We start from the raw sequence: 14,505 nt of genomic DNA, 5'->3' as shown, positions 1-14,505 counted from the left end.
TTTTCACAAGTGCGTTATCCTTTAGGTATTCCTAGTACTTTTTGAGTTAAACACATGGCACGTATTACTGTTGAAGATTGCTTAAAAACAATTCCTAATCGATTTGAATTGGTGTTGGCGGCTACTTATCGCGCACGTCAGTTAGCGCAGGGTCATGCCCCACGAGTGAACGCTAAAGACAAGCCAACCGTGATTGCTTTGCGCGAAGTGGCAGCTGGCGTTACAGATCGAGATATGTTGGTTAAAGTACCTCTATAAGAGGTGATCAGGTGGCGCCTAACTCAGATGCACAAGGCATCCTAGCCGCCATCCTGGAGCAGTCTAGCCGGCACTTATTCGGGCCCACGTCCCAGCCGGCAAATCCCCCTAAAGCCCAAGTCATATCGATTGCGGGTCTTACTGAAAAGATTGCCCATTTAAAGCCCGAAGAAATTGCTTTAATTAAAAAAGCGTTTCAGTACGCTGACTCAGCTCATTTGGGTCAGTATCGTCAAAGTGGCGAACCTTACATTACCCATCCGCTGGCAGTTGCGGAGTTATGTGCGAGTTGGCGCCTTGATGCGCCTTCAATCATGGCAGCGCTTTTGCATGATGTGATTGAAGATACTGGCAGTACTCATCAAGAGTTGGTCGAGGTGTTTGGCGGCAAAGTAGCTGATTTGGTGGAAGGTTTAACCAAACTCGACAAGTTAGAGTTCCAAAGTCATGCTGAGGCGCAGGCTGAAAGCTTTAGAAAAATGTTCATGGCTATGGCCAGAGACGTTCGTGTGATCTTGGTGAAGTTAGCCGATCGTTTACACAATATGCGCACATTAGATGCTATGGCTGCAGCCAAGCGTAAGCGCGTAGCACTTGAGACCAATGAGATATATGCACCCATTGCCCATCGTTTGGGCCTTAACTTGGTTTACAGAGAGCTTCAAGATTTAAGTTTTAAGCATTCTTCTCCGTTCAGATATGCCACTCTTGATAAAGCTATCAAGAAAGCTAGGGGCAACAGAAAAGAAATGGTCGCAAAGATATTAGATGCGGCACGCATGTCAATCAGTAAGGCTGCGTTAGAAGCTGATTTACGCGGTAGAGAAAAAACGCTTTACAGCATCTATATGAAGATGCGTCAAAAGCATTTAAGTTTTTCTCAGGTCTTAGATGTCTATGGTTTTCGAGTAACGGTGAAAACCATTGATGAGTGTTATCGCACTTTAGGTATTTTGCATGCTTTGTATAAGCCGATGCCAGGTAAGTTCAAAGACTACATAGCTATTCCGAAGTTAAATGGTTATCAATCTTTGCATACAACATTGGTCGGCCCGTTTGGTATGCCAGTGGAGTTTCAGATTCGTACTCAAGATATGCATAAAGTGGCAGAAGAGGGTGTGGCTGCTCACTGGGCATATAAAGATGGTGAGAGTGACTTAACAGAAATGCAAGTCAGAGCCCACCAGTGGCTGCAATCTTTGGTTGATATTCAAGATAACAGTGGCGACTCTCAAGAATTCTTAGAGCACGTCAAGATTGACTTGTTCCCAGATGCTGTTTATGTCTTTACACCCAAGGGTCAGATTAGGGCTTTGCCTCGGGGCGCGACTGCGCTTGATTTTGCCTACGCCGTACATAGCGATCTAGGTAACGAGTGCATGGCTGCAAAAGTAAATGGTGTGCAGTTGCCGTTGAGAACAGAATTAAAAAATGGTGACATTGTAGAAATTAGTTCTTCGCCAAATTCTCAACCTAATCCTGTCTGGCTTACCTTTGTTAAGACTGGTAAAGCAAGAGCAGCGATTCGTCATTACTTGAAGACCAGAAGGTATTCAGAGGCGATTCAGTTGGGTGAACGTTTGTTGTCTCAAGCGTTGCGTCAGCAAGGTGGCGATCCTGCCTTGGTTACTGATGAAGTTTGGGAAAAGTTGTTGCATTGGACGGGCGCCAAGGGGCGTGAAGAATTATCTGCTGACATTGCTATGGGGCATCGTGTGCCAGCAGTGATTGCTAAGCGGATTGAATTTATTTTGCAAGACACCAAAGGGCATGCGGAGCAGATGCGTTTGGACTCTGAGGATTGGGAGCCACCGGTTGAAGATTTACCAATTCAACGTCAATCCATCATGATTGATGGCGCTGGTGGCGAATCTGTCACCTTCCCATCTTGTTGTTACGCAATTCCAGGTGATGCGATCTTGGGTTACCTGGGTAAGGGCGAAGGTTTACAAATACATCGACATGACTGTAAACAAGCGCAGCGCTTACATCACCGCGATCCAGATCACTGGGTAGATGTGATTTGGGCTGAAGAAACTAAGAGAAGTTTTGATGTGGCTATCCGTGTGGATGTGAAGAACGGTAAAGGGGTTCTAGCTAAGATTGCTGGTACATTGACCTCGGCTGATGCCAATATTGCTCACGTAGCGATGGATGATCGTTTCACCGAATCAGCTGTATCGATTCGATTTGTTCTGCAAGTAGAAGGGCGCTACCACTTATCTAAAGTAATGCGCCGCTTAAGACAAAATCAAGACGTTTTAAGAATTACTCGAGTTTTTGGTAAGTAACACTGAGTATTTCTAATTCTTTGGGACCTGTTGGGGTCTGCAACTTCACGGTGTCACCTTCTCTGGCTTTAATCAAAGCCTTGGCAATTGGCGAAATCCAGCTGACATAGTTTTTTTCCATATCCACTTCATCAACGCCGACGATGGCAATGGTGGTTTCTTCGCCGTCTTCAGTTGCATAGCAAACTGTGGCGCCAAAGAAAATTTGATCTGTTGCCTCGCGGCTCTCAGGATCTACAACCAAAGCATCTTCTAGGCGTTTAGTGAGGAAATAAATGCGACGATCAATTTCTCTAAGACGCTTTTTACCGTATTGATAATCACCATTTTCGGAGCGGTCACCGTTAGAAGCTGCCCAAGATACAACTTTCACTACCTCCGGTCTCTCTACATCCAAAAGGTGTAGAAGTTCATCCTTCATTCGTTGGTGTCCTGCAGGAGTTATGTAGTTTTTAATTTCCATGGCATAATATCGGTCTTAATGCGGCTGTAGCTCAGTTGGATAGAGTACTTGGCTACGAACCAAGGGGTCGTGGGTTCAATTCCTGCCAGCCGCACCAAATAGAAGGGCCTAGTTTATAACTAGGCCCTTTTTCATTCAAGCGAAATTCGTGTAAGTCTTTGATAAGGCTTTAATAAAGCTTGTGTGTTCAAATGGAATGACAAGATTAAATATGGAGTTTTTATGAAACCTGTTCGCTTATTGGGCATGATCCTAGCTGGTGCATTACTAAGCTTTGGTCAAGTACGTGCAGAAGGTTTTCCTAGTAAGCCCATAAGATTGGTGGTGCCCTTTGCGCCGGGTGGTAGTACTGACATTATTGCTCGCGCGATTGCTGAGCCTTTGACAAAAATTTTAGGTCAATCAGTGATTGTTGAGAATAAGGCAGGTGGCGGTGGATCCATTGGCGCCTTAGAGGTGGTAAGAGGCTCTAAAGATGGTCACGTGATTGGCATGGCAACAGTTTCAACTACTGCATCGAATCCTGCTATTAATAAAAAAATTGGCTACGATCCAATCAAAGATTTTCAAGCGATTACTAATATTGCAGCAACACCGAATGTGATTGCTGTAACTGCTAATTTTCCTGCTAAAGATTACAAATCTTTTATAGATTTGATTAAAAGAAATCCGGGTAAGTATTCTTATTCCAGTTCTGGTACGGGTGGTATTGGCCACTTGCAAACTGAATTATTTAAAAGTTTGACTGGTGCATTCCTTGTGCACATTCCTTATCGAGGTGCCGGTCCAGCCTTGGTCGATACAGTTGCTGGGCAGGTGCCAATGATTTTTGATAACTTGCCTTCAGCTTTGCCATTTATCAAAGATGGTCGTTTAGTGCCTATTGTGGTTGCATCGTCTAAGCGTTTGGCAGTTTTGCCCAATGTGCCAACTTTTGCAGAAGTAGGTTTGGCTCCTGTTAATCGCATGGCTTACTATGGTTTGCTAGGCCCTGCAGGTATGTCAAAAGAAGCCATCGATAAAATTCATGCTGGGGTTCAAAAAGTCTTGCAAGACCCTGCTGTTAGAAAGCGTATTGAAGATACGGGTTCTTTGATCGTTGGTAATACACCCGATCAATTTGCGGCAGAAATCAAGGCAGAGTATGAGATTTACAAGGATGTTGTAGCTAAGCAAAACCTAAATCTCAACTAAAGACGACAGGCGTTTATGACGTCTGCAAACTCGATGCTAATCAGATACACTGATTGATAGCAATTCATCAAAGGCCATCACTGAATTGATGGCCTTTATGTTTTATTCGTTAAAAATGATTTCTATTCCTCGTTCATTTCGATCTATTGAGTTTGCGTGGCTTCTGGGGGCGCTGATTATTTCAGTGGCTTCTATGAGCAGCGTGGCTTATCTTGCTGATCGCATGCAACGCGCCTTTGAAAGAGATGCTAAGCAATTAATTGCCGCTGATGTCATGGTTCAGGCTGATCAACCTATACCTGAACAGTTTCAGAAAGATGCTCAATCAAGAGGCTTAAAAACAGCGCAGACTGTTGTCTTTCCGACCATGTCTAGTTTTAAATCTCAAACGAAGTTGGTGGCTTTGAAGGCTGTCAGCGATGGCTACCCTTTAAGGGGTGTGATCAAAACAAGTGACACCCTTGCTGATCTGAAAGGGGTTGCAGCTCAATCCATTCCAAATCCCGGTGCGGTATGGGTGGATTCAGCTTTGATGCCAAGCTTAAATATAAAAATTGGTGAAGAGCTTACTTTAGGACGGGCAAAATTTAAGCTTGAAGCCATCATTACTCAAGAGTTAGATAAGGGTGCAGGGTTTTTAAATTTTGCGCCGAGGGTGATGATTCGCGAAGACGAATTATCAAAAACACAGTTGATTGGATTCGGTAGTCGTGTGACGTATCGATTGTTGGTCTCTGGTCATGAGCGCGACGTAGCTAACTTTATTGCGTGGGCTGATCAAGAAATTCAAAGCAAGCAATTAAGAGGTATTAAGTCTGAGGGGGTAGATAACAGTCAGCCTCTCATGCGAGCAACTTTAGATCGCGCAGAGAAATTCCTATCTTTAGTTGCGATGCTAACAGCCATGGTTGCTGCTGTAGCGATTGCTCTAGCTGCTAAACGTTATACCTCTAGACAGGCTCAAGCTACAGCCATATGGAAGTGCTTGGGCGCAAGTAGGCGTCAAGTTTTGTGGGAGCATGGCAGAGCTAGCATATTGATTGGTCTGATTGGTGGTGTCAGCGGCGCATTTTTGGGTTGGTTGGGTCATCAGGCTTTACTTTATTTTTTAGGCGACCTATTAGTATCTGATTTGCCGCCAGCATCTATATGGCCGCTGATTTGGTCTGTGATGGTTTCAATTATCTTGTTGATAGGATTTGTTTGGCCACCAATTTTGTCGCTCAGTCAAATATCTCCATTACGAGTGATTAGAAAAGAAGTGATAGTTAATGCGCCATCAGCTTGGTTGCTCATGCTATTAGGTTTGGCTACCTTTTTTGGTTTGTTGTTGTCAGTAGCAAAAGATTTAAAGCTGGCAACTTTAACTTTGGGTGGTTTTGGAATAGCAGCGATTCTGTTTGTGGGCGTTGCTTGGCTCATCGTCAAGTTAGCCGCTAACTTGGCTGAACACACCTTACTGGGTCGTGATGTTGTGCAAAGGTTCGCCTGGCAATCTTTGTCGCGCCGTTCTATGTTGACTGGTTTACAAGTCGCATCCTTGGCGATTGCCATCATGGCACTCTTATTATTGGCAGTAGTGCGACAGGATTTACTCGATGCATGGAAGAGTGGCTCGCCACCTGATGCGCCTAATAGATTTTTAATCAATATTCAGCCCGATCAGAAAGCGGCATTAGAAAAAGATCTATTGAGTTCTGGGGTTGATAAGGTAACTTTGTACCCGATGATTCGTGGGCGCTTAACGCACATCAATAAGCAACTGGTATTGCCACAAAACTATCAGGATAGCCGTGCGCAACGCTTGGTTGATCGAGAATTTAATTTGTCATATGCATCAGAATTGCCAGAAAAAAATAAAGTAGTGGCTGGAACTTGGCATGGCAATACCGCTCAAGCAGAGTTATCCATTGAATCAGGTATAGCTAAGACCTTGCAACTGAAGTTGGGTGATCAATTAAGTTTTGATATTGCTGGTCTGCCCATTCAGGCCAAAATTACTTCGGTGAGACAGCTAGATTGGGGTAGCATGCGAGTCAACTTCTTTGCGATTCTGCCTCCAAGCTTGATGTCTGAGATGCCACAAACTTGGATTACTGCCTATCGACAAGCGCCTCCTCAAAATAATCAATTGCCGATTGATATTGCGTTAGTAGCCAAGTATCCGAACATCACGGTGGTGGATGTTGAATCTGCATTAAATCAAGTGCAGGATGTTTTAGACAGGCTGTCTGCAGCAATTGAGTTGTTATTTGTGTTCACGATTGCTGCAGGTGTATTGGTGTTGATTGCAGCTTTGGGCGCCACACAAGATGAACGTTTAAAAGACGCTGCATTGTTAAAAACATTGGGGGCAGGTCGGGGACAAATTCAAAAATCATTTTTTACAGAGTTAATGGTGATTGGCTTTATTTCAGGATCTCTGGCTGGAGGTGGGGCTATCGCAGTTGGTTGGGGTTTAGCTCAATTCGTTTTTGAAATCAGTTTTCCAATTCCTTGGGTAGTTTTCTTGTATGGGGCAATTTTTGGAGTGGTGATTTGTTGTATTGGTGGCTTATGGTTGCAAAGAAAAATATCCAATACATCTTCTATTGAAGTGTTAAGACAAATTTAGAAATTTATATTCAGATGATTAATTGAGTTAAATTACATAACTATGTCAGCACAACAAACTACCTATGAACTGATCGGCGGCGCTGAAAAATTACGCGAGTTAGTCGATCGTTTCTATGACTTGATGGACCTTGAAGAGAGTTATCAAGGTATTCGAGTGATGCATCCTGCCGATTTGAGTACATCTAGAGAAAAGCTCTATATGTTTTTAAGTGGTTGGATGGGTGGCCCAGATTTATTTGTTCAGCAATATGGTCATCCGCGCTTAAAAGCTAGACATCTGCCATTTCCAATCGGTTTATCAGAAAGAGATCAGTGGTTGCAGTGTATGCGCCAAGCGCTTAAAGAGACTGGTGTTAATGGACTTTTGTTTGAGCGCTTAATGCAATCATTCTTTACCACTGCTGATTGGATGCGGAATCAAGCTGGGTAATTGCACCAAGCGAGTCTTTGCCCAACGATCAGGTAGTGCTTGGCGATTTTTTCTGTCTAAAAGAGCCGTCAATGGCCAGAAAAATAAAGTCATAAAAAAGAAAATAATCGATACATGTGTTCCCATGCTTCTGGATTGGTCTAATCTAATCGCCAAGAACAACATAATCGCAGCAGGTATTAACCATAGTGAGCCTATGGCATAACGCATTAATGCTTGTGATTGCTGCAAGATTTTTCCATCCTCGCTAACTAACTGTATGCGCCATGTTTGCATTGCTAAGGTTTGCCCTGTTCTGGTCCAGTACCAAGAAAAGTAAAAAGCCAGCACTAGGTAAATGTGTGCCATCAGTAGTGATGACGGAGCGGTGACCTCTAGTAAAACGCCAATTAATAGGTGAGGGACTAAGAACGTCAAGGCTAAAACACCAAACAGTACGAGTAGCTCATAAAGATTGAGCGCTATGCGACGTTTAATCGTGGGGGCTGGTAAGGACTTTAAGTACTCAGCCGGTAGAGGGATGAATTGTTCGGTGTTTTTCACAAGCGCTATTTTAGCGTTGGTGATGTGACCGTGGTGGGTTTGCTGGTAGACGCTTTTTTATCTGCTAACTTTTTCTTATCTTCGTCAGATAGCTGTTGATAGCTTTCCCAAGCAGCCGCCTTTTTCTCTGGAGAAATTTTGAGTGTGCGTAGATAGTTATCTCTGGCTATTTGGCGCTCAGCTGTCGATAGCTTTGCCCATTCAGTCATTCTTGATTGAAGGGTTGATCTTTCGGCATCAGACATCTGTGGGTAACGATTGGCCACTTCTAACCATTTTTTTTGTCGCGCTTTTGTCAGTGATGCCCAGTCATCTTCGAGTGGAGCTAGCACCAAACGTTGTTGATCATTAAGTTGTTGCCATGTTTGAGCATGAGCAGATAGTTGGCAACCAAATATCAAAGCTAACATCACCATCACGCGACCAATCACGCGATAGCTTGAATAGATATATTGATTTTGGTATTTCATGTTTTTGAATGATCCAAAGAAGATAAATCTTAATTAGATTTTTTCTTCCTCATCTTCTTCAACAACCAAGTCTTTGCCATTGGTGATCAAGAAGCGCACATAACCATTGTCTTTGTATGCCTCTGGCGGCACCACATCTACCAAAATAGCGCTATCGACTTTTGCTATGTCACGAATACGCTCATCTTGTTGCCAGTTAGAGATCAAGAAGATGCCTAAAACAAGCGCGAAGATGGGGGCGGCACCTAAAGTGCCCCAGGCTTTATTGCGCCAATCTGAACCAATGCTGTGTAGATTGCCAAATCCTGGCATGGCAAATTCTTTCTGCCAGACTGGTTTTTTCTGGGTTGCATGTGCTGCTAAGGCAGATTTTCTGGCTGCAGCTAAGCGTTCTGAAACGTGAGTTGGTAGCTTTCCTGAACTTTCATCCAGTAAATCGCGAGCGAGCATCGCCACGCGCAACTCCGCATTGGTCGTCGATGGGTTGTTTCTAGTATCGATGCTCACAGTTTAAATCCTTGTTTTTTAAGGGCTTTCGCCAAAGTTGCAGCTGCCCGAGAGCAGTGTGTTTTTACGCTACCCTCTGAGCAAGCCATCAATTTGGCTGTTTCAGAAATACCTAAGTCATCCCAATAACGCATGAGGAAGGCTTCTCGTTGACGTGATGGTAGTTTTGAGATTTCAGTTTCCATGATTTCTATCAATTGTTTGCGTTCCATAATGGTGGAACCGTCTTCAAATCCAAGATTTTCTTCTTTAGATTCAATGAATTCGAGTGGATCAGAGTAGTCTGACTCGTCGCCACCGTCTTTGTTACCCCCCTTTAGCGCTGAAAACAGGCTTACCCAGGTATTTTGGGTTTTTTGGCGCCTAAACCAGTCAAGAGTGGTGTTTTGGAGGATTCTGGTGAAGATCAGTGGAATCTCGCTGATGTCTTGTTGGCCGTATTTTTCAGCCAATTTCATCATGCTTTCTTGAACAATATCCAAGGCTGCCTCCTCGTCCCGTGTAGCAAATACGGTGCGTTTGAAGGATTTTGCCTCTACTTCCTTCAGGAAGTCGGACAGTTCTTTTTCTGATGCCATGCCCTCTATTAGACAACGGTTAATAAACCTACCCCTAATAGGGCGTTATGAGATAAAATCATTGGTTCGACTTACCGGACCTTTCATGAGATGGTTTTTTCCCGGATTAAGCGACCGCCACTCGAACCCGAGCCACAAGCACGGAGCCAGAGTAGCCCAAACAATTTTTTGCCGAAAATTGCAAAGGACTAAAGAAAATGAATGCAAACAACAGCGCGGAACTTTTGAACCCTGCTAACAAAAATCAAAGCCAAGACGGCCCAGAAATGATTGGTGCTGAGATCTTGGTCCATGCTCTTCATGCTGAAGGTGTGGAATATGTCTGGGGTTACCCAGGCGGTTCTGTTTTATTTATCTACGACGAGATTTTCAAACAAGATAAGTTTGAACATATCTTGGTGCGCCATGAGCAAGCAGCTGTCCATGCTGCCGATGGTTATGCTCGTGCCACAGGTAAAGTAGGTGTTGCTCTAGTGACCTCAGGTCCTGGTGTAACCAATGCCGTAACAGGTATTGCTACTGCCTATATGGATTCGATCCCAATGGTGATCATTACCGGTAACGTGCCAACGGCCGCTATTGGTGAAGATGCATTCCAAGAATGCGACACAGTTGGTATCACTCGTCCTATCGTTAAACATAATTTCTTGGTTAAAGATCCAGCTGATTTGGCTTTGACTTTGAAAAAAGCTTTCCATATTGCTAGAACTGGCCGTCCTGGTCCAGTTGTGGTGGATATTCCTAAAGACGTGTCTTTCCAAAAGGCGCGCTTTAATTATCCAAGTGAATTAACAATGCGTTCTTATAACCCTGTGAACAAAGGTCATAGTGGTCAGATTCGCAAAGCGATTTCGTTGTTGTTAGAAGCTGAGCGCCCATACATCTATACAGGTGGTGGTGTGATTCTTTCTGACGCAGCTCCTGAGTTAAAAGAGTTTGCTGATTTACTTGGTTACCCAGTAACAAATACCTTGATGGGCTTGGGCGGTTTCCCAGGTACAGACCCGCGTTTCTTGGGTATGTTGGGTATGCATGGCACATACGAAGCAAACATGACAATGCAGCATTGCGATGTTTTGATTGCTATCGGTGCTCGCTTTGATGACCGTGTGATTGGTAACCCAGGCCACTTCTCTAGCGTGCCTAGAAAAATCATTCACATCGATATCGATCCATCAGTGATTTCTAAGCGCGTGAAGGTCGATGTACCTATCGTTGGCGATCTCAAAGATGTATTGATTGAGATGTCGGCAATGATTAAGGCTGCCGGCCCATTGAAGAACAAAGCTAAGTTAGATGCTTGGTGGTCACAAATTAATGAGTGGCGCAAGAAAGATTGCTTAAGTTTTGATCGCGATTCAGAAATTGTTAAGCCACAGTACGTTGTTGAAAAAATTTGGGAATTAACAAAGGGTGATGCGTTCATTTGTTCTGACGTTGGTCAGCATCAAATGTGGGCAGCTCAATTCTATAAATTTGATAAGCCACGTCGTTGGATTAACTCCGGTGGTCTTGGCACCATGGGTGTTGGTTTGCCATATGCAATGGGTATCAAAAAAGCATTCCCTGATGATGAGGTTGTAACTATCACGGGTGAAGGCTCTATCCAAATGTGTATTCAAGAGCTATCAACCTGCAAACAATACGACACACCAGTGAAGGTGGTTGCACTGAACAATCGTTACTTAGGTATGGTTCGTCAGTGGCAAGAGTTGACTTATAACAAGCGCTATTCAAGTTCATACATGGATTCATTACCTGACTTTGTGAAGTTGGCTGAAGCCTATGGACACGTAGGTATGCGTATTGAGAAAAAGTCAGACGTTGAGCCTGCATTGCGTGAAGCCTTCAAGATGAAAGATCGAACAGTGTTCATGGATTTCCAAACTGACCCTACAGAAAACGTATGGCCAATGGTTCAAGCTGGCAAGGGCATCACAGAAATGCTCTTAGGAAGTGAGGACTTGTAATGCGCCATATTATTTCTATCCTTTTAGAGAACGAGCCAGGTGCTTTGTCTCGTGTGGTGGGTTTGTTTTCAGCCCGTGGTTACAACATTGAAACTTTGACAGTGGCACCTACAGAAGACCCATCTTTGTCACGTATGACAATTGTGTCGGTTGGTTCTGAAGATGTGATTGAGCAAATTACCAAGCATTTGAATCGCCTTGTTGAAGTGGTGAAGGTGATTGATTTAACAGACGGTCCTCACATTGAGCGCGAGCTCATGTTGATCAAGGTTCGTGCTGTTGGTAAAGAACGCGAAGAGATGAAACGTATTACTGACATCTTCCGCGGGCGTATCATCGATGTCACGGATAAGGCATACACCATTGAATTGACAGGCGACAGCAGTAAATTAGATGCATTCATTGAAGCCACAGATCGCGGCGCCATTTTGGAAACAGTCCGAACTGGTTGCTCAGGTGTTGGTCGCGGTGAGCGTATCTTGAAGGTATAAATTTTTAACAAACAACAAACTGATATTACATAGGAAATAGCATGAAAGTTTTTTACGATAAAGACGCAGATTTATCTTTGATCAAAGGTAAACAAGTAACAATTATTGGTTACGGTTCACAAGGCCACGCTCATGCACAGAACTTAAATGATTCTGGCGTGAAGGTAACAGTTGGTTTACGTAAAGGTGGCGCATCTTGGAACAAAGCTGCTAATGCTGGTTTGCAAGTTAAAGAAGTTGCTGAGGCTGTTAAAGGCGCTGACGTTGTGATGATGTTGTTGCCTGACGAGCAAATCGCTGAGGTGTACAACAAAGAAGTTGCTCCAAACATTAAAGCTGGTGCTGCTTTGGCATTTGCTCACGGTTTTAACGTTCACTATGGTCAAGTAATTCCTCGTGCTGACGTTGACGTGATCATGATTGCTCCAAAAGCTCCTGGTCATACAGTACGTGGTACATACGCACAAGGCGGCGGTGTTCCTCACTTGATCGCTGTTCACCAAGACAAGACTGGTTCTGCTCGTGATGTTGCTTTGTCATATGCAACAGCTAACGGTGGTGGCCGTGCTGGCATTATCGAAACAAACTTCCGTGAAGAAACTGAGACTGACTTGTTCGGTGAGCAAGCTGTTTTGTGTGGCGGTACAGTTGAATTGATCAAAGCTGGTTTTGAAACTTTGGTTGAAGCTGGTTACGCTCCAGAGATGGCTTACTTTGAGTGCTTGCATGAGTTGAAGTTGATTGTTGACTTGATCTACGAAGGTGGTATTGCCAACATGAACTACTCAATTTCTAACAATGCTGAGTACGGTGAGTATGTAACTGGTCCACGCGTTGTGACTGAAGATACTAAAAATGCAATGCGTCAATGTTTGAAAGATATTCAAACTGGCGAATATGCTAAGAGCTTCATCTTGGAAAACAAGGCAGGTGCTCCTACTTTGATTTCACGTCGTCGTTTGACTGCTGAGCATCAAATCGAAGAGGTGGGTGGTAAGTTGCGCGCGATGATGCCTTGGATCGCTAAAAACAAGTTAGTTGATCAGAGCAAGAACTAAGACAAACTAGTCAAAAGATCCAGAAAGAGAGACAAGATGGCCGTTCATTATCCGCACCCAATCATTGCAAAAGAAGGTTGGCCACATGTGGCCATCGCAGGTTTTGTTTTGTTTGTGGTCCATTCAAGTTTTGGCGGCACATGGTCTTGGCCTTTCTGGATTATTTTTGCTTTTGTTTTGCAATTCTTTAGAGATCCGGGACGTTTAGTTCCGCTCGTTAAAGATGCGGTGTTATCTCCAGCAGATGGTCGAGTGATCATTGTTGAAAAATCATTCGATCCTTATGCTAATCGTGAAGCGCTAAAAATTAGTGTTTTCATGAACGTATTCAATGTTCATTCAAACCGTTCTTCAGTGAATGGTACTGTGAAAAAAATTGAATATTTCCCAGGGAAGTTTGTGAATGCTGATTTAGATAAAGCTTCGACTGAAAATGAGCGTAATGCAGTAGTGATTGACGCTAATGGTCAGACTGTGACCTTGGTTCAAGTTGCTGGCTTAATTGCACGCAGAATTCTTTGTTATGCCCACCTAGGCGACAAGCTTAAAAAAGGTGAGCGTTATGGCTTTATTCGTTTTGGTTCTAGAGTTGATGTGTACTTGCCATTAACTGCAGAGCCAATGGTGAGTGTGGGCGATAAAGTATCTGCTACAAGCACGGTACTAGCCAAATTGCCCGGATTGGACTAAAAAGTAGTCTATGACTACATTTAGACGCAGAAAATTACGCCCTTCTAAGGGCTTGCCTAGCAACGTTACCCCATTACGTCAGGGGGATTGGGCTGGGTCTAATTCTGAGCATCCCACAAGACCGCGTAATCGCGGCATCTATTTATTGCCAAATGCATTTACAACCGCTAACTTGTTTTGCGGTTTCTTTGCTGTTGTGCAAGCCATGAACCAACGTTTCGAGATCGCAGCCATTGCTATTTTCTTTGCTTTGGTGATGGATGGCATGGATGGTCGTGTAGCTCGTATGACAAATACCCAAAGTGCTTTTGGTGAGCAGTATGACTCGCTGACAGATATGGTTTCCTTTGGCGTGGCACCTGCTTTGATTGCCTATGAATGGGTTTTAAAGGATTTAGGTAAGTGGGGTTGGTTGGCTGCTTTTGCTTATTGCGCAGGTGCTGCTTTACGTCTAGCCCGCTTTAATACCAACATTGGTGTGGTTGATAAAAGATTCTTCCAAGGTTTACCAAGTCCTGCCGCTGCTTCTTTGATTGCAGGTTTTGTGTGGTTGGCGGTAGATAACAAACTCCCTATTAAAGAGCTCGCTTTGCCATGGGTCATGTTTGTTTTAACCATTTACGCTGGTATCACCATGGTATCCAACGCAATGTTCTACAGTGGTAAAGCCTTGGATGTACGTTATAGAGCGCCATTTGGGGTCATGATTTTGGTGATCATTGGCTTTATTTTGGTTTCTAGTGACCCACCTGTGGCGCTATTTGGATTGTTTGTGGCTTATGCGATATCTGGCTATGTTTTCTGGGTTTGGCAAAAGATTGGCTTGCGCAAGAAAAAAGCTTCGGATATCCTTTCTAACAATTAATTCATTTTTTGTGTATATTGGAGCTTATGAATTACAGCTTGTCACTGCTATTACTACTAGAACTAGGTCAAAACCTGGGGT

General features: G+C 43.8%; 14 protein-coding genes, 1 tRNA gene and 1 pseudogene. 11 read left to right on the top strand and 5 right to left on the bottom strand.

Annotated features, from left to right (window positions below):
• Nucleotides 1–54 precede the first annotated feature (54 nt).
• The gene (gene rpoZ / locus CFR83_RS08115) at nucleotides 55–258 is read left to right on the top strand and encodes a DNA-directed RNA polymerase subunit omega (RefSeq protein ID WP_088813555.1); all 204 of its coding nucleotides are present in this window, start codon (nucleotides 55–57) and stop codon (nucleotides 256–258) included.
• Nucleotides 255–2,549, top strand: a complete 2,295-nt coding sequence (locus CFR83_RS08110) for a RelA/SpoT family protein (RefSeq protein WP_088813554.1) — start codon at nucleotides 255–257, stop codon at nucleotides 2,547–2,549. The genes rpoZ and CFR83_RS08110 overlap by 4 nt, the downstream gene beginning before the upstream one ends.
• Here the strand turns inward: CFR83_RS08110 and greB are convergent.
• Nucleotides 2,527–3,003: pseudogene (greB, locus tag CFR83_RS08105) on the bottom strand (transcription elongation factor GreB); the annotation flags it as partial. The gene CFR83_RS08110 and the pseudogene greB sit on opposite strands and share 23 nt — an antisense overlap.
• A 29-nt stretch (nucleotides 3,004–3,032) precedes the next feature.
• Between greB and CFR83_RS08100 the strand changes: the two are divergent.
• The 4 genes from CFR83_RS08100 to CFR83_RS08085 all read left to right on the top strand — a co-directional run bounded on the left by CFR83_RS08100 (nucleotide 3,033) and on the right by CFR83_RS08085 (nucleotide 7,252).
• Nucleotides 3,033–3,109, top strand: a tRNA-Arg gene (locus CFR83_RS08100).
• A gap of 149 nt (nucleotides 3,110–3,258) precedes the next feature.
• A complete protein-coding gene (locus tag CFR83_RS08095) occupies nucleotides 3,259–4,206 on the top strand; it encodes a tripartite tricarboxylate transporter substrate binding protein BugE (protein ID WP_243383431.1) in 948 nt (315 codons plus the stop codon).
• 115 nt (nucleotides 4,207–4,321) lie between these two features.
• Nucleotides 4,322–6,820: an ABC transporter permease gene (locus CFR83_RS08090; protein WP_088813610.1), complete on the top strand. Its 2,499-nt coding sequence runs from the start codon at nucleotides 4,322–4,324 to the stop codon at nucleotides 6,818–6,820.
• A 42-nt stretch (nucleotides 6,821–6,862) separates the two neighbouring features.
• Nucleotides 6,863–7,252, top strand: coding sequence for a group II truncated hemoglobin (locus tag CFR83_RS08085; protein WP_088813551.1), 390 nt, complete (start codon nucleotides 6,863–6,865; stop codon nucleotides 7,250–7,252).
• Here CFR83_RS08085 and CFR83_RS08080 read toward each other — a convergent pair.
• Genes CFR83_RS08080 through CFR83_RS08065 form a run of 4 tightly spaced genes read right to left on the bottom strand, consistent with a single transcriptional unit; the run spans nucleotide 7,208 to nucleotide 9,350 of the window.
• Entirely contained in the window at nucleotides 7,208–7,795 is a 588-nt protein-coding gene (locus CFR83_RS08080; protein WP_243383419.1) for an RDD family protein, read from the bottom strand. The two genes, CFR83_RS08085 and CFR83_RS08080, sit on opposite strands and share 45 nt — an antisense overlap.
• A 5-nt stretch (nucleotides 7,796–7,800) precedes the next feature.
• Nucleotides 7,801–8,265 carry a DUF3106 domain-containing protein gene (locus tag CFR83_RS08075; protein ID WP_088813550.1) on the bottom strand — a complete coding sequence of 155 codons (465 nt, stop codon included), beginning with the start codon at nucleotides 8,263–8,265 and terminating at the stop codon, nucleotides 7,801–7,803.
• Nucleotides 8,266–8,298: 33 nt separating this feature from the next.
• Complete coding sequence (locus tag CFR83_RS08070; protein WP_088813549.1) at nucleotides 8,299–8,772, bottom strand: DUF3619 family protein; 474 nt, start codon at nucleotides 8,770–8,772, stop codon at nucleotides 8,299–8,301.
• Nucleotides 8,769–9,350, bottom strand: a complete 582-nt coding sequence (locus tag CFR83_RS08065; protein ID WP_088813548.1) for an RNA polymerase sigma factor — start codon at nucleotides 9,348–9,350, stop codon at nucleotides 8,769–8,771. The genes CFR83_RS08070 and CFR83_RS08065 overlap by 4 nt, the downstream gene beginning before the upstream one ends.
• A gap of 197 nt (nucleotides 9,351–9,547) precedes the next feature.
• Here CFR83_RS08065 and CFR83_RS08060 point away from each other — a divergent pair, with 197 nt between their 5' ends.
• From CFR83_RS08060 to pssA, 5 genes are read left to right on the top strand one after another with little or no spacing between them, the layout of a single operon-like run.
• On the top strand, nucleotides 9,548–11,320 hold the full coding sequence (locus CFR83_RS08060) for an acetolactate synthase 3 catalytic subunit (protein ID WP_088813547.1): 1,773 nt from the start codon (nucleotides 9,548–9,550) through the stop codon (nucleotides 11,318–11,320).
• Nucleotides 11,320–11,811 (top strand): acetolactate synthase small subunit, encoded by a 492-nt coding sequence (gene ilvN, locus CFR83_RS08055; protein ID WP_088813546.1) that lies wholly within the window; start codon nucleotides 11,320–11,322, stop codon nucleotides 11,809–11,811. Before CFR83_RS08060 ends, ilvN begins: the two co-directional genes overlap by 1 nt.
• Before the next feature lie 41 nt (nucleotides 11,812–11,852).
• Nucleotides 11,853–12,869 carry a ketol-acid reductoisomerase gene (gene ilvC / locus CFR83_RS08050; RefSeq protein WP_088813545.1) on the top strand — a complete coding sequence of 339 codons (1,017 nt, stop codon included), beginning with the start codon at nucleotides 11,853–11,855 and terminating at the stop codon, nucleotides 12,867–12,869.
• Between the two features lie 36 nt (nucleotides 12,870–12,905).
• Entirely contained in the window at nucleotides 12,906–13,559 is a 654-nt protein-coding gene (locus CFR83_RS08045) for a phosphatidylserine decarboxylase (RefSeq protein WP_088813544.1), read from the top strand.
• A gap of 10 nt (nucleotides 13,560–13,569) precedes the next feature.
• Nucleotides 13,570–14,424: a CDP-diacylglycerol--serine O-phosphatidyltransferase gene (pssA, locus tag CFR83_RS08040; RefSeq protein WP_088813543.1), complete on the top strand. Its 855-nt coding sequence runs from the start codon at nucleotides 13,570–13,572 to the stop codon at nucleotides 14,422–14,424.
• The last annotated feature ends 81 nt before the right edge of the window (nucleotides 14,425–14,505 follow it).

It is taken from the genome of Polynucleobacter victoriensis (assembly GCF_900187875.1).
Classification (GTDB): Bacteria; Pseudomonadota; Gammaproteobacteria; order Burkholderiales; family Burkholderiaceae; genus Polynucleobacter; species Polynucleobacter victoriensis.
This window is presented reverse-complemented; position numbering and strand designations above follow the sequence as displayed.